General features: G+C 39.3%; 19 protein-coding genes and 3 tRNA genes. 20 read left to right on the forward strand and 2 right to left on the reverse strand.

Annotated elements, in window-relative coordinates; translation table 11 throughout:
* Positions 1–369 precede the first annotated feature (369 nt).
* From V7127_RS09385 to V7127_RS09395, 3 genes are all read left to right on the forward strand, one after another.
* Positions 370–1,131, forward strand: a complete 762-nt coding sequence (locus tag V7127_RS09385) for a ParA family protein (protein WP_335345081.1) — start codon at positions 370–372, stop codon at positions 1,129–1,131.
* Positions 1,124–1,966, forward strand: coding sequence for a ParB/RepB/Spo0J family partition protein (locus V7127_RS09390; RefSeq protein WP_335345077.1), 843 nt, complete (start codon positions 1,124–1,126; stop codon positions 1,964–1,966). Before V7127_RS09385 ends, V7127_RS09390 begins: the two co-directional genes overlap by 8 nt.
* 162 nt (positions 1,967–2,128) lie before the next feature.
* A complete protein-coding gene (locus V7127_RS09395) occupies positions 2,129–2,842 on the forward strand; it encodes a DUF554 domain-containing protein (protein ID WP_335485226.1) in 714 nt (237 codons plus the stop codon).
* Positions 2,843–2,876: 34 nt separating this feature from the next.
* Here the strand turns inward: V7127_RS09395 and yyaC are convergent, their stop codons facing one another.
* The gene (gene yyaC, locus V7127_RS09400; protein WP_335345075.1) at positions 2,877–3,497 is read right to left on the reverse strand and encodes a spore protease YyaC; all 621 of its coding nucleotides are present in this window, start codon (positions 3,495–3,497) and stop codon (positions 2,877–2,879) included.
* A gap of 324 nt (positions 3,498–3,821) precedes the next feature.
* Here yyaC and V7127_RS09405 point away from each other — a divergent pair, with 324 nt between their 5' ends.
* The 13 genes from V7127_RS09405 to V7127_RS09465 all read left to right on the forward strand — a co-directional run bounded on the left by V7127_RS09405 (position 3,822) and on the right by V7127_RS09465 (position 16,231).
* On the forward strand, positions 3,822–4,721 hold the full coding sequence (locus V7127_RS09405; protein ID WP_438823990.1) for a mechanosensitive ion channel family protein: 900 nt from the start codon (positions 3,822–3,824) through the stop codon (positions 4,719–4,721).
* A 2-nt stretch (positions 4,722–4,723) separates the two neighbouring features.
* Positions 4,724–4,921: a DUF951 domain-containing protein gene (locus V7127_RS09410; RefSeq protein ID WP_335345074.1), complete on the forward strand. Its 198-nt coding sequence runs from the start codon at positions 4,724–4,726 to the stop codon at positions 4,919–4,921.
* Positions 4,922–5,043: 122 nt separating this feature from the next.
* On the forward strand, positions 5,044–6,144 hold the full coding sequence (gene ychF / locus V7127_RS09415; protein WP_335345073.1) for a redox-regulated ATPase YchF: 1,101 nt from the start codon (positions 5,044–5,046) through the stop codon (positions 6,142–6,144).
* 156 nt (positions 6,145–6,300) lie between these two features.
* On the forward strand, positions 6,301–7,221 hold the full coding sequence (locus tag V7127_RS09420) for an ABC transporter permease subunit (protein ID WP_335485228.1): 921 nt from the start codon (positions 6,301–6,303) through the stop codon (positions 7,219–7,221).
* Between the two features lie 13 nt (positions 7,222–7,234).
* Positions 7,235–8,125: an ABC transporter permease gene (locus V7127_RS09425; RefSeq protein ID WP_335485231.1), complete on the forward strand. Its 891-nt coding sequence runs from the start codon at positions 7,235–7,237 to the stop codon at positions 8,123–8,125.
* Between the two features lie 236 nt (positions 8,126–8,361).
* Complete coding sequence (rpsF, locus tag V7127_RS09430; RefSeq protein ID WP_335345079.1) at positions 8,362–8,649, forward strand: 30S ribosomal protein S6; 288 nt, start codon at positions 8,362–8,364, stop codon at positions 8,647–8,649.
* 63 nt (positions 8,650–8,712) lie between these two features.
* Entirely contained in the window at positions 8,713–9,222 is a 510-nt protein-coding gene (ssb, locus tag V7127_RS09435; RefSeq protein WP_335345070.1) for a single-stranded DNA-binding protein, read from the forward strand.
* Positions 9,223–9,273: 51 nt separating this feature from the next.
* A complete protein-coding gene (rpsR, locus tag V7127_RS09440; protein WP_221847803.1) occupies positions 9,274–9,510 on the forward strand; it encodes a 30S ribosomal protein S18 in 237 nt (78 codons plus the stop codon).
* A 257-nt stretch (positions 9,511–9,767) separates the two neighbouring features.
* Positions 9,768–10,709 carry a YybS family protein gene (locus tag V7127_RS09445; protein ID WP_335345069.1) on the forward strand — a complete coding sequence of 314 codons (942 nt, stop codon included), beginning with the start codon at positions 9,768–9,770 and terminating at the stop codon, positions 10,707–10,709.
* A gap of 74 nt (positions 10,710–10,783) precedes the next feature.
* Positions 10,784–12,757, forward strand: a complete 1,974-nt coding sequence (locus tag V7127_RS09450; RefSeq protein WP_335485234.1) for a DHH family phosphoesterase — start codon at positions 10,784–10,786, stop codon at positions 12,755–12,757.
* Positions 12,754–13,203, forward strand: a complete 450-nt coding sequence (gene rplI, locus V7127_RS09455) for a 50S ribosomal protein L9 (protein WP_335345067.1) — start codon at positions 12,754–12,756, stop codon at positions 13,201–13,203. The genes V7127_RS09450 and rplI overlap by 4 nt, the downstream gene beginning before the upstream one ends.
* Positions 13,204–13,379: 176 nt before the next feature.
* A complete protein-coding gene (dnaB, locus tag V7127_RS09460; RefSeq protein WP_066296068.1) occupies positions 13,380–14,735 on the forward strand; it encodes a replicative DNA helicase in 1,356 nt (451 codons plus the stop codon).
* Positions 14,736–14,938: 203 nt separating this feature from the next.
* Entirely contained in the window at positions 14,939–16,231 is a 1,293-nt protein-coding gene (locus V7127_RS09465) for an adenylosuccinate synthase (RefSeq protein WP_335485238.1), read from the forward strand.
* Between the two features lie 360 nt (positions 16,232–16,591).
* Here the strand turns inward: V7127_RS09465 and V7127_RS09470 are convergent, their stop codons facing one another.
* On the reverse strand, positions 16,592–16,807 hold the full coding sequence (locus V7127_RS09470; RefSeq protein WP_335345064.1) for a hypothetical protein: 216 nt from the start codon (positions 16,805–16,807) through the stop codon (positions 16,592–16,594).
* Positions 16,808–17,124: 317 nt separating this feature from the next.
* On the opposite strand from V7127_RS09470, the gene V7127_RS09475 reads away from it, so the two are divergent.
* From V7127_RS09475 to V7127_RS09490, 4 genes are all read left to right on the forward strand, one after another.
* Positions 17,125–17,200, forward strand: a tRNA-Lys gene (locus V7127_RS09475).
* Between the two features lie 7 nt (positions 17,201–17,207).
* Positions 17,208–17,279 (forward strand) — tRNA-Glu (locus V7127_RS09480).
* Between the two features lie 226 nt (positions 17,280–17,505).
* A tRNA-Phe gene (locus V7127_RS09485) sits at positions 17,506–17,578 on the forward strand.
* A 376-nt stretch (positions 17,579–17,954) separates the two neighbouring features.
* Positions 17,955–19,430, forward strand: coding sequence for a M23 family metallopeptidase (locus tag V7127_RS09490; RefSeq protein WP_335485241.1), 1,476 nt, complete (start codon positions 17,955–17,957; stop codon positions 19,428–19,430).
* The last annotated feature ends 55 nt before the right edge of the window (positions 19,431–19,485 follow it).

Here is a 19,485-nt window from a genome sequence, read left to right on the forward strand (position 1 = left end):
GTGTTCATGACTCTCGTTTTGCAAGGGTACAGTCGAAAATGCGCACTATGAAGTGTTCATGACTCTCGTTTAGTAAGGGTACAGTTGAAAACACGTACTATGAATCTTTCATGAAGCTCGATTTTATCCTCATTTTTTGATCATAAGCTTCGACTACTCCTCAAGTTAAATCTCCCCTTAATACTTGCTATTCCTTTCATTCAGATTATGTTCAATTTAGAAGATTGCATTTTATCAATTAAAATTTATTCTCTCGTCTTTTTCATGTTAAAATAGAATACATGATTGCCTTTTTAATAGTTTGACAGTAATTTCGAAGTCTTAAATATATTCATAGAAGTTTATTTATAGATGAAAGTAGGTGATATCGTGGGCAAAGTCATTGCAATTGCAAACCAAAAAGGTGGAGTAGGAAAAACGACTACATCCGTGAACCTTGGTGCCTGTTTAGCATACATAGGAAAAAAGGTTTTGCTAGTAGATATTGACCCTCAAGGGAATGCGACAAGCGGGGTAGGAATAGAGAAAGCAGATGTTGATCAATGTATTTATGATGTGTTAGTAGATGATGTAGAAGCTGCGAAGGTTATTCGCCCAACTACAGTTGAGAATTTATATGCTATTCCTGCAACGATTCAACTAGCTGGAGCAGAAATTGAATTAGTGCCGACGATTTCAAGGGAAGTGCGTTTAAAACGTGCCTTAGAGGAAATTAAAGAGAACTTCGATTACATTATTATTGATTGTCCGCCATCTCTTGGCTTATTAACATTAAATTCCTTTACAGCATCTGATGCTGTCATCATTCCAGTTCAATGTGAATACTACGCCCTCGAGGGGCTAAGCCAGCTTTTGAACACAGTCCGCCTCGTTCAGAAGCATTTAAATCATGATTTAAAAATTGAAGGCGTGTTACTGACGATGCTGGATGCGAGAACAAATTTGGGCATTCAAGTTATCGAAGAGGTGAAAAAATATTTCCAGGATAAAGTGTATCAAACAATCATTCCTAGAAATATCCGCCTTAGTGAAGCGCCGAGTCATGGTGAACCTATTATTACTTATGATCCTAAATCACGTGGTGCAGAGGTGTATTTAGATTTAGCAAAGGAAGTGGTTTCGAATGGCTAAAGGTTTAGGGAAGGGGCTTAACGCTTTTTTTTCCAACATGGAGACCAAAGAGGAATCAGTTAGGGAAATCAATTTAAAAGAGCTGCGTCCTAATCCTTATCAACCTCGTAAAATATTTGAGAAGGAAGCAATTGAAGAGTTAACCCAGTCGATTCTAGAGCATGGTATTTTGCAGCCAATCATCGCACGGAAAAGCTTAAAGGGCTATGAAATTGTTGTAGGGGAAAGACGGTATCGCGCAGCAAAAGCGGCGAAATTAGAAACGGTTCCGGTAGTCGTTAGAGAATTGAATGAACAGCAGATGATGGAATTAGCTGTATTAGAAAATCTGCAGCGTGAGGATTTAACCCCAATTGAAGAAGGTGCTGCCTACCAGCTTCTAATGGAAAAATTGAAGATTACCCAAGAAGAACTAGCAAAGCGTCTTGGAAAAAGCCGGCCGCATATTGCAAACCATATTCGCTTACTCTCCTTGCCTCCAAAAATCCAGACACTGATCTCCGAAGGGAAAATCACCATGGGCCACGGCCGAGCCTTATTGGGGCTAAGAAGTAAAGAGAAGCTTATGGTGTTAGTTGAGAAAATCATTAAAGATAACTTAAATGTTCGGCAGTTAGAACAGTTAATTCAACAGCTCAATAATGTTTCACGTGAAACAAAACAGCCTGCACCTAAAAAGGATATTTTTATTAAAGAGCAAGAGTCCTTCCTACGTGAGAGATTCGGAACAACGGTTAATATAAAACAAACAAATAATAAAGGAAAAATTGAGATAGAGTTCTTTTCCAAGGAAGATTTAGATCGGATTTTAGAACTGCTTGAAACAAGTAAATAATTTTTTTAAGCCATCATAGGATGGTTTATTTTTTTGGCTTTTGGAGATTTCTACTTATCTATTAACGAAATTTTGAAAAAATGATTGTCATCTATCTCTCGTTCATGGTAGTGTATCTTTAACTTCATTCGTATGTCGAAATTTAACTAGTAAGGTGAAAAAATGTTTCTACTTGGTACGCTTGTAAATGGATTATTGATTATTATTGGTACCCTTTTAGGGAAAATGCTTAATAAAATCCCTGAAAATATGAAAGGGACTGTCATGCATGCCATTGGACTGGCTGTCATGGTTTTGGGCCTTCAAATGGCCTTAAAGGGTGAGAATTTCCTAGTCGTTATTATCAGCCTTGTATTTGGGGCTGTTCTGGGTGAGTATTTTGCTTTGGAGAATAAGCTTAATGCACTTGGTGATTGGTTGGAAAGGAAAATTGGCTCTAATGGTCAGGGGAGTATTTCTCAAGGATTTGTCACGGCTACACTTATTTTTGTGATTGGTGCCATGGCCATTATTGGCGCATTGGACAGCGGGATTAGAGGCGATCATGATGTGCTTTACACAAAGTCGATAATTGATGGTTTTACTGCGTTGATTTTAACGACTACTCTTGGAATTGGCGTCCTGTTTTCGGCTATCCCAGTTGTAATTTACCAAGGACTAATCGCCCTATTTGCTACACAGATCGATCAATTTGTTCCGCCGATTCTTATGGATAGCTTTATTAAAGAAATGACAGCTACTGGAGGAATCATGATTTTTGCTATTGGTTTAAATCTTACCGGCATTATCAAAATTCGCGTAGCTAATTTACTTCCAGGAATTGCTGTAGTAGGGTTAATTGTGACGATTATTTATTTTTATCAATTATATTTTTAAAAAAGAAAAGGAGGGGAGCCTTATTATCCTCTCCTTATGTTATTTTCTCTTGTTCTGAATCAAATCTTGATATAGTTCGTTCTGGTTTGTAAAGTAAGTTTGCGTTGTAAATTCCGTTCGCAATGGTTTTGGCCATGTTCATCACAAGATGAAGTCTTGTATTCTGCAGGACAAAGAACTCCATAAAGCCGCTAACATTGACGATTCCTGTAATATGCATATGCCCTACCTCTGGAAGTTCTTTATTCACACCAGCACCAGGCTTCACAGGGCCCTCTCCAATCTGAATCACACCTACACTTTTTAAACGCCCTAAGCACGCATCAATGCCAATGATAAAAGGATTAAAGTGCTTTTTTTGAATTTCCGCCAGTTTGTCAGCCATATTTACAGCATGAATGGGATTTTCTAAAGTTCCGTACACGAAAAAGGAGGGCATTCTTTTTTCTTCAAGAAGTGTTCCGATGAGTGGACCTAATGAGTCCCCTGTTGATCGGTCAGTCCCGATACAGACAAATACAATAGGCCGGTTTCTGAAATTAGTTGGCAATAATTGGTTGATTTGCAAAGCTAACTGATGGGCGGCAGTCGGTTCATCATGCACAATTCTTTCCGAATTTGCTTTTTTTTCAAAAAGCTGAGGTCTAAAATCCATTGGATCCACTCCTTTTTGTTGGGAACAGGGAAATTTTCTTTATATGTATACAGTTTTCACCTGCTATTCCACATCCGCATTTTAGGTAGTAACAGTATACGGAAAATATTAGTAATCTATACATGGTGTTTAGTATGTGGGGAAATCGTGCTGTGAAGGGGTACAAAACTAAGAGAGAAATTGTTAAAATGAACTTGCTTTATCTCTTATGATTACTGGGTTATTCTAATCTATGATTGCTTGCCCTCAATAGATGCACTAAGCTTAAATAAAGTAAGTTTTTTGATACAAAAAAGCGAACCTCTATTTAAAGAAGGTGAAAGATTGGACCATATAAGGACATTTTTTAATAAAAAAATTGAAGTTTTATCAAATGAAGAAACTTGGATGGCAATCGGGAATGGGGCTCTTAAAATTTTATTTATTATTATTTTGACGGGTCTTTTTATTAAAATAGGAAAGGCTGTCATTTTAAAAATATTTAAACTTAGGACGCACAGTTCGCTTATTCGAATTTCAGAGCGGCGTGAGGCTACATTAGTAAAGCTATTAGTCAATATTCTTACATATGTGGCGTTTTTCTTTGCCTTAATGATGATTTTGGAAACGATGACCATCGATGTGAAGGCTTTATTAGCTGGTGCGGGAATTGTTGGATTGGCTATTGGATTTGGAGCACAAAATCTTGTTCGAGACATCATCACGGGATTCTTTATTATTTTTGAGGATCAATTTTCGGTAGGGGATTATATTCAGGTGGACCAGTTTATGGGGACCGTAGAGGAAATTGGACTAAGGACAACGAAAATTAAAAGTTGGACCGGGGAAATACATATATTGCCTAACGGAAGTATTAACCAGGTAACGAACTTTTCAATCAATAATAGTGTGGCTTTTGTGGATGTAAATATTGCTTATGAAAGTAATATCAATAAAGCAGAGAAGGTTCTGCAGGAGCTGCTGGAGAATCTGCCGGAAAAGTATGAGGATATGGTGAAGCCGCCTGAAATTCTTGGTGTGCAAACTTTAGATGTTTCCAATCTCACAATCAGAGTTACGTCTGAAACATTGCCTATGAGGCATTTCTATATCGCACGGCAATTAAGGAAGGAAATTAAGCAATGCTTAGAGGAGAATGGAATTGATGTGCCGTTCCCTCGCCTTGTCATGTATTCGCGAAATGAAGAAGAATTAAAGAAAACAAAAGACGGAATGGGGGGCTAATCGTGGAACAAAAGGAATTCAATTTAAATGATATTGTCGAAATGAAAAAGCAGCATCCATGTGGAACTAATCGCTGGAAAATTATTCGTATGGGAGCCGATATCCGGATAAAATGTGAAGGCTGTTCACACAGTGTATTAATCCCAAGAAGGGAATTTGCGAGAAAGATGAAGAAAATCCTTGTGAAGCATGAGGAATAAGTTCCGGCGGTTTGGTCGAGCACCTTGCGCTTTTCTTAGTTAATCTCTATAATTGTGAAGGAATTCATATACCGATTGTAAGTGATTTTCATAGATATTTTTTTATTTGAGGAGTGACTTGGATGGCTTTAACAGCAGGTATTGTAGGGTTGCCGAATGTCGGAAAGTCGACATTATTTAATGCGATTACCCAAGCGGGGGCAGAATCGGCGAACTACCCATTTTGTACGATTGATCCGAATGTAGGAATTGTAGAGGTTCCTGATTATCGCTTAAATAAATTAACAGAGCTTGTTCAGCCGAAGAAAACCGTTCCAACAACATTTGAATTTACGGATATTGCGGGAATTGTAAAAGGAGCGAGCAAAGGAGAAGGGCTAGGAAATAAATTTCTATCCCATATCCGTGAGGTAGAGGCCATTTGCCAGGTAGTCCGCTGCTTTGCGGATGATAATATTACTCACGTTGCCGGCAAGGTTGACCCGCTTTCTGACATTGAAACGATTAATCTGGAGTTAATTTTGGCGGACCTTGAATCTGTTGAAAAGCGGATTGCCAGAGTTGGAAAAATGGCGAAACAAAAAGATAAAGAATCTATGTTTGAAATGGAGATTCTTGAGAAATTAAAAGAGGCTTTCGAAGCGGACAAGCCTGCTCGAACAGTAGAATTTACAGAAGAGCAAATGAAGGTTGCTAAGGGACTGCATCTTTTAACCATTAAACCGGTTCTATATGTAGCCAATGTTGGGGAAGACGATGTGTCAGACCCGAATTCTAATGAATATGTCCAACAGGTAAAAGAATTTGCAAAAAATGATAATGCGGAAGTCATTGTCATTTGTGCCAAAATAGAATCAGAAATTGCTGAGCTAGAAGGAGAAGAAAAGGAAATGTTTCTTCAGGAGCTTGGAATTGAGGAATCCGGACTGGATCAATTAATTCGCTCCGCTTATCACCTTCTTGGACTAGCTACTTATTTCACAGCTGGTGTACAGGAAGTGCGTGCTTGGACATTCAAAAAAGGCATGAAAGCTCCACAATGTGCCGGGGTTATCCATTCTGACTTTGAAAGAGGCTTTATCCGTGCAGAAACGGTTTCCTATGATGATCTGTTAGCTGGAGGAAATATGGTTGCGGCACGTGAAGCTGGGAAGGTTCGCTTAGAAGGAAAAGAATATATTGTTCAAGACGGAGATGTTATCCACTTCCGTTTTAATGTATAAAAGGAAACACTGCAGAGTACGAATCTGCAGTGTTTTTTTAACGCCATTTTTAGCCTCATGAAGGGGAAGAATTACGAATATACCGAATTTATAGAAAATTTTACCTTTTTTTGCTATACTTTCAAAAGAAGATAGAACATAAGGGGAGTCTTTTACATGAATATAGCAAGGGTGATTTTGAAGAATGTACTGCTTTATGCTGTTATCATTGCGGGATTATTTCTCGTTGTCCTATTTCCAAGAAATCCAGTACTCTCTGTTAGTGGAAAGGCTTTAACGGTACAGATGGAATATCAATTCTCTTGGCAGGAGTACAAGAAAGATATTACGACATACATACAGCATATATGGGATAAAAAAAGCTTAGGGGGAACGAAGCATGAACGTTTGACGGTCGAGGATGAGCTTAGGCGTTTTGTGCCCAATAGTTTAAAGCTGCTTCTTCCTGCTTTTTTTCTTAGCCTATTAATAGGGATTGGGAAGGGAATCTTTGATTATCGCAATAGATCAAATAAGAAGAGAATCATTGGCCATGGGTTCACATGGCTTTTGCAATCGATACCTGATTTCTTCCTTGTCATAAGTATTCAATGGCTCGTTATATTTACCTTTCCAACGTTGCGCCTTTTTAGTCAGACGAATTGGTATGGGTTTATTGTGCCAGCCATTCTAATTTCCATTTACCCAATGATGTATATGGCTAGAATCACTTCAGATGCTTTAGCTAATGAAGAAGGCCAGTATTATATCCAAGTGGCACAGTCAAAGGGATTTCCGATGTCAAAGGTCATTAATAAACATATGTTTCGCAATGCTTTGAAAACGGTTATTAATCATATGACCTCACTCATGATTCACTTATTGTCTAGTTTAATCATTGTTGAATATTTAATTGGATATGAAGGGATGGCCTATCGATTAATTACAGCCCTTGGTTTCGGCTTAGGCTTTCACATGGGAGCTTTTCGAAACTTCGAGCCGGGTATGATTATTGGAATCAGTTTATGTTTTCTCCTATTTGTCATAATTGCACAAGTCCTTGGATTTATCATTAAGAGAAGTTTACGGATTCCTTAAAGGGGAGATATATTTGCGTAACTATTATTTAATTATAGGACTAATCATGGCTAGTATATTGGCCTTTTTCACCATTTTGGGCCCTTCTCTTTCGTTTGTGGATTCGGATTTAAAGGGGGAAAGGGTGATCTTCCCAGGGCCAGGGGAAATTTCTGTAGCTCCTTTTCCCCCCTCTGACATGTTCCCTCTTGGATCTGATCGGGAGGGGCGAGATTTATTAAGTCTATTAATCATGGGGGCAAAAGATACGTTTATTCTCATATTTAGCATTGTGATCCTAAGGTATATATTTGCTATTCCGTTAGGGCTTCTTGGAATGAGGAATAGAGGGGTTATTTCATGGCTTAATAAATGGTGGAATCAGCTATTTTCCAGCTTTCCAGTCCTTTTTACAGCCGCTTTAGTTCTAACATTGCCATTTCTTCTTTTTCATGAGCATAGATACTATTGGACAATTGTCATTATTGCCTTAATTGAAGTAGGAAGAGTTAGCTTTATTATTCAGAGGGAGGCTTATGGTCTATCTCAAAAACCATTTATTGAGGCAGGGATAACGATCGGAGTTGATCCAATAAAAATGTTAGTTTCACACTATTTTCCTAACCTTTTTCCAAGTATTATTGTTAACTTTTTTATCGATGCAGGAAGGGTGGCCATCCTAATTGGGCAACTTGCCATTATCAATGTATTTCTTACACAGGACATTGTGCAAGTTACATATGGGTATAGTGAGCTGTTCAATACAAGTCTGGATTGGGCAACTCTTATTCGGGAGGCACGGAAGGATGTTATACGGGCGTTTTGGATTCCGTTCTTTCCGATGCTGGCTATTGTGATTTCCACGCTCACATTTAACATTTTGGGAGAAGGAATTAGGCAGCATTTTAATCGGCATATCCAGTAGGATATGAATGGAGGAGCCTCAGTATTAAAACAATCCGAGATACATAGTGAAGAAGAAGCAGGGGGATAAAAAACCAAACGATAAAGATGAAGCCCATAAATCAAATATTCATTTGTAGAGGTCTAGTCCATTGCAAAAGCTGATATTTTGTGCTATACTTTCATCTTGTGAGTAATGAATAATTGCTCCTTGCCCTTTAGAAAGGGCCGTTTAGACCAAAAGGAGGTGTAAAAGTGATGAGAAAGTACGAAATTATGTACATCATCCGCCCAAACATTGAAGATGAAGCTAAAAAAGCTCTAGTTGAGCGTTTTAACGGAATCTTAACTGAAAATGGTGCGGAGTTAACTGAAGCAAAGGATTGGGGTAAGCGCCGTTTAGCTTACGAAATCAATGATTTCCGTGATGGCTTCTACCAATTAATCCATGTTAACGCTGAAGCTCCAGCTATTGACGAGTTCTCTCGTTTAGCGAAAATCAGCGAAGACATTATCCGTCATATCGTTGTTAAAAATGAGAAATAATAGATAAATTGTAACCTCCAAAATGTTCCATGTGAAACATTTGGAAGAAAGGAGTTGATTCTGATGATGAACCGTGTTGTTCTTGTTGGACGTTTGACAAAGGATCCTGATTTACGATATACCCCAAATGGTGTAGCGGTTGCTTCATTCACTCTTGCTGTAAACCGTACGTTTACGAATCAACAAGGTGAAAGAGAAGCTGACTTCATCAACTGTGTTATTTGGAGAAAAGCTGCTGAAAACGTGGCGAACTTCTTGAAAAAGGGCAGTCTTGCCGGAGTAGATGGAAGAATTCAAACTCGCAGCTTTGATGGTCAGGATGGAAAGCGTGTATATATTACAGAGGTATTGGCTGAAAGTGTTCAATTCCTTGAGCCTCGGAATAGCTCCAGAGGCGAAAATGCTAATTATGGCGCACCTAGAGAACAGGATTTCCCATTTGGAAATAACAACAATCAGAATCAACAACCACAAAACAACAGAAATAATCAAGGCTATACGCGGGTAGATAACGATCCATTTGCAAATGACGGTGGACAAATCGACATATCAGATGACGATCTGCCATTCTAACTTGATTATTGAACGACTAAATAAAACAAAAGGAGGGAAATGACCATGGCTATGGGAGGACGTAGAGGAGGACGTGCAAAACGTCGTAAAGTTTGCTTCTTTACAGCAAACGGAATCACTCACATCGATTACAAAGATGTAGATCTTCTTAAAAAGTTCATTTCTGAGCGCGGTAAAATTTTACCACGTCGTGTAACTGGTACAAACGCTAAATACCAACGTAAATTAACTGTTGCGATTAAGCGTGCACGCCAAATGGCATTACTGCCATACGTTGCAGGTGAATAATAGATAATAAAGCACAACAAGGGGCAACCTGTTGTGCTTTTTTTATTACAATGATAGGCGAACATTTCTAATGTTTGAGAACTGTCTAGCTCCACAAGGGGTGCTCCAACATCATAATCATCGCACGAGTAGAAGCGTTTGCTATTAGGAGGAGCGCCTACCACCGATGACAGGACATCCCGCCCTTCCTAGTTGAATATGACTAAAATACTAGCTAAAATAGAATTTATGGTGTCCCGTTAAAAAGAGGTGTAAAAATGAAAAATGTACATAAGCTGACTGAAGGGGCTGTTTTATTAGCAGCCTATGCCGTTCTCATATTAATAACGATGTATATTCCGATACTTGGTGTCGTCAGCAATCTATTTTTGGCAGTGCCCTTTATTATGTTTGGGGCGAAAAACACACGCATGTTTGCGTTTGTTTTCTTTATTGCTGCTGTTCTAATCTCCCTGATTGTAGGAACGCTGCTTGCGGTTCCTCTTACGCTCACCTATGGCTTGACAGGCATCGTAATCGGGCAATTGATTAAGGAGAGGAAAAGCAGGACCGTTTCCTATTTAGCTGCTTCATTAGTATTTCTCGCAACGGTATTAATCCAATATGCAGTTGCAGTCGTTTTCTTCAAAATTAACTTTATAAAGGAATCTATTAGTGTGCTAAGGGAATCTATTGATGAGTCGCGAAGCATGCTAGAAACGATCGGGCAAGGATCAAGTGAGAAAATAATCGAGCAGTTTGAAGCATCGTTAAATTTGCTTGATACTCTAACACCAAGTTTATTTGTATTAATTGCCCTATTTGGGGTTTTATTAATAGAACTAGTCTCATTTCCAATCGTTAAACGTTTTGGAGTAGAGATAGAACGCTGGAAGGCCTTTAGAGAGATTGTCCTGCCAAAAAGTATTCTTTGGTATTATTTATTAACGATGTTGGCCTCATTTGCCCTAAATCCTGAAGAAGGCACCTATTGGTATATGGCGTTAATGAATATTGGATTTCTGCTTCAAATGTTTATGGTCCTTCAAGGATTATCGCTTATTTCTTATTTTTGCCATAAAAAGGGCATTTCGAAGGCTGTCCCTATTTTTGCGGTGGTCTTTACATTCATCATTCCAATTTTCCTTTCTATTGTAAGGATATTAGGTATAATTGACTTAGGGTTTGATTTAAGAAAAAGATTAGAAAAGAGTAAATAAATGTATGTCCAAAAGGATGAATCTATCTCCTGAATAGGGCATGCTCTAAACACTGCTGTTTAGGAGCTGAAAACATGCCGTCATATTTAGAAAAGCGCTCCATTCGCTATCCAATCTATGGATTGATGGGCATAACAGTGGTGCTTCTTATTATATTAGCGTATTATAACTGGATTTTTGGCCTGATCGGACTTCTTCTTGTTGTTCTTCCCTTCTATTACCTATTTAAAATCATTTATTTACAGAGGAAGGAAACAGAAGAATACATATCTACTTTATCCTACCGGGTAAAAAAGGTTGGCGAAGAGGCCTTAATGGAGATGCCAATTGGGATTATGCTCATTAATGATGATTATTACGTTGAATGGACCAATCCTTTTCTGGCTTCATGCTTTGATGAAGATACGTTAGTAGGAAGATCGCTTTATGATGTTGCAGATTTCCTAGTCCCATTAATCAAACAGGAAGTGGAAACAGAAGTGATTACGCTTCATGACCGTAAGCTTCGTGTTATTCTGAAATTGGAAGAGCGACTGCTTTACTTTTTTGATGTAACAGAACAAACAGAAATTGAAAAATTGTATCAAGAAGAAAGAACCGTTATATCTATTATCTTTTTAGATAATTATGATGAACTGACCCAAGGGATGGAAGATCAGGCGAGAAGCAGCCTTAACAATATTGTGACCTCCATTTTGAACAAATGGGCAACAGATAATGGGGTTTTCTTAAAAAGGGTATCCTCTGATCGATTTATTGCTGTCTTTAATGAACAAATACTTCAGTACCTTGAAAAAGGGAAATTTTCGATTCTAGATGATATTAGAGAAATAACGGCAAAGAGAAACCTTCCTCTAACATTAAGTATCGGAGTTGGAACGGGTGTCTCATCCTTGCCTGAATTGGGTGTTCTTGCTCAATCAAGTCTCGACTTAGCTCTTGGGCGCGGCGGAGATCAAGTGGCCATTAAGCAGACAAACGGAAAAGTTAAGTTCTACGGCGGGAAAACGAATCCTGTTGAAAAGCGAACAAGGGTCCGTGCGCGTGTCATTGCCCATGCTCTGAAGGAGTTGATCACTGAGAGTGATAAGGTGATTATTATGGGGCATAAGAATCCGGATATGGATGCCATCGGAGCGGCCATTGGCATTCGAAAAATTGCCCAGATGAATCAGCGTGAAGGGTATATCGTCATTAATCCTCAAGATATTGACACCGGAATTCAAAGACTTATGACAGAAATCAAAAAAACTGAATCATTGTATTCCAAATTTATTACCCCGGCACAAGCATTAGAAATGGCAACAGACGATACGCTGTTAGTGATTGTCGATACTCATAAGCCTTCGATGGTTATTGAAGAAAAGCTCATTCAGAAAATAGACCATGTTGTCGTCATCGATCACCATCGCCGGGCAGAAGAGTTCATTCATAATCCGCTCCTTGTTTATATGGAGCCTTATGCTTCATCGACTGCTGAGCTAGTGACCGAGCTCCTCGAGTACCAGCCGAAGTATGGAAAGATCGATATGCTTGAGGCAACTGCCTTACTAGCTGGTATTACTGTTGATACGAAGAGCTTCAGTCTAAGGACTGGTTCAAGAACCTTTGATGCGGCCTCCTATTTACGTTCTCAGGGAGCTGACACCGTTCTCGTGCAGAAGTTCCTTAAAGAAGATGTTAAGACTTATATTAAACGGGCAAAATTAATCGAAAATGTGTATTTTTATCGTGAAGGCGTTGCGATTGCAAAGGGGCAGCCTGATGAGGAAATTCATCAAGTGTTAATTGCACAGACAGCGGACACATTGCTGACGATGGACGGCGTACTTGCTTCCTTTGTTATTTCGAAGCGATCTGAAAATACAGTCGGAGTAAGCGCAAGATCTCTAGGGGATATCAATGTTCAAGTCATCATGGAAAGCCTAGATGGCGGAGGGCATTTAACGAATGCGGCAACTCAGCTGACAGATCATTCTCTAGATGAAGTAGAAGAGCGTTTACTTGCCGCCATTGATGAATATATGGAAGGGAGAAAAAAGGAATGAAAGTCATATTTTTAAAGGATGTTAAAGGAAAAGGAAAAAAAGGGGAAGTCAAGAATGTTGCGGACGGATACGCACAAAATTTCTTGATTAAACAGGGCCTAGCTGTTGAGGCAGTCCAAGCAAATATTAGCACATTAAATGCTCAAAAGAAGAAAGAAGAAAAGTTAGCGGCAGAAGAACTGGCTGATGCCAAAAAGTTGAAGGAAACAATGGATAAAATTACATTGGAATTCTCGACAAAAGCGGGCGAAGGCGGTCGACTATTTGGCTCGATTACAAGTAAGCAAATTGCAGAAGAATTGCAGAAGGCTCACAATATCAAAATTGACAAGCGCAAAATTGAGCTGCCAGATGCCATTCGTTCATTAGGCTATACGAAGGTTCCTGTTAAACTTCATACAGAAGTGACATCCACTTTGAATGTCCATGTAAAAGAAGCAAACTAAATTTGGAAGTTCCATTAGCTCATAAACATGATAAAATAGAAGAGTTGAAAAAAATGTGATCGGTTCTGCTGGTCACATTTTTTCTAAGCTTTTAGCCATTTTTAATTATTTTTTTTACTGTAATCGTTATTTAATTTTCATATTCCTCTGGACAATATTAAAGGAGGTTTTTATAGATGAATGAATTAGTTGCAGATCGTCTTCCACCCCAAAATATTGAAGCGGAGCAGGCGGTTCTAGGGGCTATTTTTCTCGAGCCATCTTCCCTTACTTTAGCTTCTGAAATTTTGATTCCTGAGGACTTTTACCGTGCAGCCCACCAAAAGATTTTCAATGTGATGTTAAAGTTAAGCGATCAGGGAAAAGCAGTTGACTTAATTACCGTGACGGAAGAGCTTGCAGCAGCAAAGTTGATCGAGGATACAGGTGGAGTCAGCTATTTAAGTGAGCTTGCGGGATCTGTTCCGACAGCAGCTAATATTGAGTATTACGCAAAGATTGTTGAGGAGAAATCTCTTCTCCGCAGATTAATTCGTACGGCAACTGGCATTGCTCAGGACGGCTATACCCGTGAGGATGAGGTAGAGGTCCTACTAGGGGAAGCGGAAAAGAATATTCTAGAAGTAGCTCAACGGAAAAATGCAGGTGCCTTTCATAATATTAAGGATGTTCTTGTTCGCACATACGATAATATTGAAGTCATGCATAACCGGAAGGGCGACATTACAGGGCTTGAGACTGGTTTCGCCGAGCTTGATAAAATGACGGCTGGATTTCAGCGCAACGATTTGATTATTGTTGGGGCACGTCCTTCCGTTGGGAAAACGGCATTTGCCTTAAATGTTGCGCAAAATGTAGCAACTAAAACAGGGGAAAATATAGCGATTTTTAGCCTTGAGATGGGTGCCGAGCAGCTCGCCATGCGTATGCTCTGTGCAGAGGGAAATATTGACGCACAAAGACTGCGTACAGGCTCCTTGACGGATGAAGACTGGGGCAAGCTGACGATGGCGATGGGAAGCTTGTCGAATGCAGGGATATTTATCGATGATACACCTGGTGTGCGGATTACAGATATTCGTTCCAAATGCCGCCGTCTGAAGCAGGAGCATGGCCTTGGGATGATCTTAATTGATTACTTGCAGCTCATTCTCGGTAGCGGACGCTCTGGGGAAAACCGCCAGCAAGAAGTTTCGGAAATTTCCCGATCATTGAAAGGGTTAGCACGTGAATTACAAGTTCCTGTTATTGCTCTATCCCAGCTTTCCCGTGGAGTGGAGCAGCGTCAAGATAAAAGACCAATGATGTCTGATATCCGTGAATCAGGGAGTATCGAGCAGGATGCGGATATCGTCGCATTCCTTTACCGTGATGATTATTATGACAAGGAATCAGAGAATAAAAATATCATTGAGATCATCATCGCGAAGCAGCGTAATGGTCCAACAGGTACTGTGTCGCTTGCCTTTGTGAAAGAGTATAATAAATTCGTAAACTTAGAGAGAAGATATGATGATCCTCCTGGTGCTTAAAAAATTCATATAATTATAGTGGAAGATCCAGTTTTTATAGCTGGTTCTTTTTTATTTTCCTATTTTCATATAAATACGAACATATTTCAATAATTTAATAGAATAGTTCGTGTTTTGTTGACTTTTCCGTAAAAAGATTGCTAAAATGGTGTTGTTCAAATGGAAATCAATCGTGATTGATAAATCCGGAGGTGCTTGTAAAAATGTCATCAGTTGTCGTTGTTGGAACACAGTGGGGAGATGAGGGAAAAGGCAAAATTACCGATTTCTTATCTGAAAATGCTGAAGTCATTGCTCGATATCAAGGTGGAAACAATGCGGGCCATACGATTAAATTTAACGGGGAAACGTATAAACTGCATTTGATTCCCTCAGGGATTTTCTATCGTGAAAAGATCAGTGTGATCGGTAATGGGATGGTGGTTGACCCTAAAGCACTTATTAAGGAGATTGCCTATCTGCACGAAAAAGGAGTAGCAACTGATAACCTCCGCATAAGCAACCGTGCCCATGTCATTCTCCCATATCATCTTAAATTGGATGAAGTGGAGGAAGAGAGAAAAGGGGCGAATAAAATTGGAACAACGAAGAAGGGAATTGGCCCTGCCTATATGGATAAAGCAGCGAGGATTGGTATCCGTATTGCTGATTTATTAGATAAGGAAGTTTTTGAAGAAAAGCTTGCACGCAATCTGGAAGAAAAAAATCGTTTATTGGAACGTATTTATGATACACAGGGTTTTACAAAAGAAGAGATTTTAGATGAATATTATGAATATGGACAGCAGATCCGACATTATGTTTGTGATACATCAGTTGTACTTAATAATGCCCTTGATGAGGGGCGCAGAGTTCTCTTTGAAGGGGCACAAGGGGTCATGCTCGATATTGACCAGGGAACCTACCCATTTGTTACCTCTTCTAACCCTGTGGCCGGGGGAGTAACCATTGGTTCAGGTGTAGGCCCTTCCAAGATTAAACATGTTGTAGGTGTATGTAAAGCTTATACAACTCGAGTGGGGGACGGTCCATTTCCAACAGAGCTTGATAATGAAATTGGCCATCAAATCCGGGAAGTAGGCCGGGAATATGGAACAACGACAGGCCGTCCGCGCCGTGTCGGCTGGTTCGATAGTGTAGTTGTCCGCCATGCACGCCGTGTGAGCGGGCTTACAGATCTGTCATTGAATTCCGTAGATGTATTAACTGGAATTGAAACTTTAAAAATTTGTGTAGCCTACCGCTATAAAGGGGAAGTGATAGAGGAATTCCCTGCAAGCTTAAAGGTGCTGGCAGAATGTGAACCTGTTTATGAGGAACTGCCGGGCTGGAAAGAGGATATTACTGGCTGTAGAACATTAGATGAGCTACCCGCCAATGCACGGCACTACATTGAGCGCGTTTCACAAGTAACTGGAATTCCGTTATCCATCTTCTCAGTAGGCCCTGATCGCACACAAACTAATGTAGTAAGAAGCCCTTGGCGGCAAAACTAATAGCTATGAATATAAAAATCAGGATTTTTTAAAGGGAATGGTTAGGGCGCTGTCAAATAAGTCCGTAAAATTAAGCAAGTAGAAAAATTTATTACAACGGTGGTCATCAGCTTCCCACTCTCAATGCAAATTTACACAAAGAGGTCATCAATAGGCAAAGGGCATCCGATAAGCCGGATTTTGGCTGTTAGATGCCTTTTTTTGTCCAATTATGCAATTTAAATAAAACTTACCTTTACCAAACAGCTCATCTTCATTTCATTCTTATTAAAATTTAGGTTCAATCAATTTATTCAGGATTGCCTTGCGTTCAAATACTAAATTAATTTGAATAATTTATCAGATCCGATAGAGCCCCTCTCAGTAATGGCAACCATATCCATGATGATGGTAATGATGATGGTAAGGGTAACCGCCGTAACCCATACCATAGCCAGGATACCCACCATATCCCATGCCGTAACCAGGATACCCGCCATATCCGATACCATGACCAGGATATCCACCAACCCCCATGCCATAACCAGGATACCCACCATAGCCGGGATATCCTCCATACCCGAATTGTCTTTCCATTTTATATATCCCTCCTCAAATTATTACAGTCTTAGTATATGTGTCCATTTTTAAAGAGGAATAGGATATTTGCCTATTTGTAGAATAATGCAGAGTGTATGATAAAAAGTATTTTTTTTAAAAAGTATTGCACACTATTATATTTCTATGCTATTATAAAAAGCGTCGTCATAAACGAGCCATTAGCTGATTGCAGAAGCTTGCAGTCCGGAGCATTACATCAGCGAATAGCAGCTGTAGCAATCTGCGACAAATCACGCAGGGATTTGGAGCACATTTATGACTACAATCAATATTTAGGAAACAACATATTATACGAGCCATTAGCTCAGTTGGTAGAGCATCTGACTTTTAATCAGAGGGTCGAAGGTTCGAGTCCTTCATGGCTCACCATTTCTTAGGCCCGTTGGTCAAGCGGTTAAGACACCGCCCTTTCACGGCGGTAACACGGGTTCGAATCCCGTACGGGTCATGGCAAATGCCATCCAGTAAGCGGCAGGCAAGCCCGGCCACCTTGCTGGATGGCATTAATACATATAATACGGCTCAGTAGCTCAGTTGGTAGAGGATTTTAAAAGATTACAGCTACAAAGCAACCCTTCCCCGAATGGTAAACTTTTAAAATCTGCGACAAATCACGCAGGGATTTGGAGCACATTCTTTAAGCTAAACAAACTTTAGGAAACTATATTATATACGGCTCAGTAGCTCAGTCGGTAGAGCAAAGGACTGAAAATCCTTGTGTCGGCGGTTCGATTCCGTCCTGAGCCATTACCAAATAGAGTATGAACCTGTTCATACTCTATTTTTGTTACATAACTGTAATAATCCACTCTCTATAACAAGAAAATGTTTAAATACCGCGCTTATACCCTCTTTTATAAAAAATAGTAGGAAAAACCTAGTCATAATAAGCTTTATGTACTAGTCTTTCTCTTCATTTCGACAAAATTCAATCGACATTTTAGGCCCTTATGACAGTAAATTGTCATCATTTATACAATTATGTTACATTATGAAGTCAAATAGTCTATTAGATGGATTTTATGGTAAAGTATAGAAGTGAAAAAATTATGGTAAATAGAATAATAGTTATATAGCACTAATTGGAAGTGTATTTGTTGCCGTAGTCTAGGAGGATATACCAATGCAAGATTCGACAAATAAATTCACGAAGATCAAAACACATACATATAATAAATTTAAAACTGCCTTCAAAACTACCGCATTAACTGTTTTTGCTGTAGGTGCAATTTCTTTTGCTGCTGGTATTTCAGCACATGCCAATACTGAAAAGCTGACAACTGTTTACTATGTTTATGTAGATAAACAATATATTGGGACAGTTACTGATAAAACGGCCATAGAAGGTTTAATTGATAAGAAATTGAAAGAGGCTCAGTCCTCGAATGAAACGCTAAAGCTTTCTTTAAACTCTGAGGTTACATATGTACCAGAGCAGGTTTTCCATGCAAACTCTGAAACGAATCATACAGAGGTGGCAGAGGAAGTAATGAAAGAAATTAAGGTACAGGCCGAGGCTTCTGCCCTTATCATTGACGGGAATCCAGTTGCCTACGTCCAAAACCAAGATCAAGCAAATGAAATTATTAAAAACTTGAAGTTAAAATATGTGTCAGAAGATGAATTAAAAGCAGTTGAGGCAATGCAAACTTCTGATACTAGTACATTACCCCCATTGAAAGAAAATGAAACTCGTATATTAGACGTAAAACTTTCAAAAGAAGTTTCCATCAAAACTGAAAAAGTTGAGCCAGCAAATATTATTTCTGTTGGGGATGCTGTTAAGCTTCTTGAAAAGGGATCTTTAGAGGAAGTCAAATATATGGTGAAAGAAGGGGATGTGCTAGGTGGAATTGCACACGCTCATAACCTTAAAGTCGAGCAGCTGCTAGACCTTAATCCGGGATTATCAGAAGACTCCCTTCTGCAAATTGGTCAGGAATTGAACGTAACCATTTTAAAACCATTTATTCACGTAATTATTGATAAGGAATACTTCACAAATGAAGTGATCCCTTTTAAAAAAGAAGTAGTGGAAAATGCAAATATGTTCAAAGGGGATACAAAGGTTAAGCAAGAAGGAAAAGATGGAAAACGGGCTGCCACTTATCATATCTCCGTACAGAATGGGCAAGTGGTGACGAAGGAAATTGTAAAAGAGGAAATTCTTGAAAAGCCTGTTAATCATATTGTCGTCAAAGGTACTAAGGTGATTCCATCACGCGGTGAAGGCAGCTTTATTTGGCCTGCGGTTGGAGGATATGTTTCAAGTCATGTAGGCAATCGCTGGGGAAGATTGCACAAAGGAATTGATATAGCGAGACCGAGCAATCGCACGATCAAAGCAGCTGATAATGGGGTAGTTGTATCTGCAGGCTATCAAGGCAGCTTTGGTAACAAAATTGTGATTGACCATCAGAATGGCTACCGTACCATCTATGCACATCTATCATCTATTAGTGTAAGCCCGGGACAAGTCGTTTCAAAGGGCTCCAAAATAGGAGTAATGGGGTCTACTGGAAATTCTACAGGTGTACATTTACATTTTGAACTTTATAAAAATGGTGCACTCCAAAACCCTCTAAAATATATTCGTTAATGATCAAAGTCTCTAGTTTCGATACTAGAGGCTTTTCTACTTTAACAAACTAGGT

It is taken from the genome of Bacillus sp. JJ1773, assembly GCF_036962035.1.
GTDB lineage: Bacteria > Bacillota > Bacilli > Bacillales > Cytobacillaceae > Cytobacillus.

Excerpts from the sequence above, each read along its gene's own strand:
- V7127_RS09390 (WP_335345077.1), top strand. The coding sequence starts at position 1,124 with ATGGCTAAAGGTTTAGGGAAGGGGCTTAACGCTTTTTTTTCCAACATG.
- V7127_RS09395 (WP_335485226.1), top strand. The coding sequence starts at position 2,129 with ATGTTTCTACTTGGTACGCTTGTAAATGGATTATTGATTATTATTGGT.
- yyaC (WP_335345075.1), bottom strand. The coding sequence starts at position 3,497 with ATGGATTTTAGACCTCAGCTTTTTGAAAAAAAAGCAAATTCGGAAAGA.
- ychF (WP_335345073.1), top strand. The coding sequence starts at position 5,044 with ATGGCTTTAACAGCAGGTATTGTAGGGTTGCCGAATGTCGGAAAGTCG.
- V7127_RS09420 (WP_335485228.1), top strand. The coding sequence starts at position 6,301 with ATGAATATAGCAAGGGTGATTTTGAAGAATGTACTGCTTTATGCTGTT.
- rpsF (WP_335345079.1), top strand. The coding sequence starts at position 8,362 with ATGAGAAAGTACGAAATTATGTACATCATCCGCCCAAACATTGAAGAT.
- ssb (WP_335345070.1), top strand. The coding sequence starts at position 8,713 with ATGATGAACCGTGTTGTTCTTGTTGGACGTTTGACAAAGGATCCTGAT.
- rpsR (WP_221847803.1), top strand. The coding sequence starts at position 9,274 with ATGGGAGGACGTAGAGGAGGACGTGCAAAACGTCGTAAAGTTTGCTTC.
- V7127_RS09445 (WP_335345069.1), top strand. The coding sequence starts at position 9,768 with ATGAAAAATGTACATAAGCTGACTGAAGGGGCTGTTTTATTAGCAGCC.
- V7127_RS09450 (WP_335485234.1), top strand. The coding sequence starts at position 10,784 with ATGCCGTCATATTTAGAAAAGCGCTCCATTCGCTATCCAATCTATGGA.
- rplI (WP_335345067.1), top strand. The coding sequence starts at position 12,754 with ATGAAAGTCATATTTTTAAAGGATGTTAAAGGAAAAGGAAAAAAAGGG.
- dnaB (WP_066296068.1), top strand. The coding sequence starts at position 13,380 with ATGAATGAATTAGTTGCAGATCGTCTTCCACCCCAAAATATTGAAGCG.
- V7127_RS09465 (WP_335485238.1), top strand. The coding sequence starts at position 14,939 with ATGTCATCAGTTGTCGTTGTTGGAACACAGTGGGGAGATGAGGGAAAA.
- V7127_RS09470 (WP_335345064.1), bottom strand. The coding sequence starts at position 16,807 with ATGGAAAGACAATTCGGGTATGGAGGATATCCCGGCTATGGTGGGTAT.
- V7127_RS09490 (WP_335485241.1), top strand. The coding sequence starts at position 17,955 with ATGCAAGATTCGACAAATAAATTCACGAAGATCAAAACACATACATAT.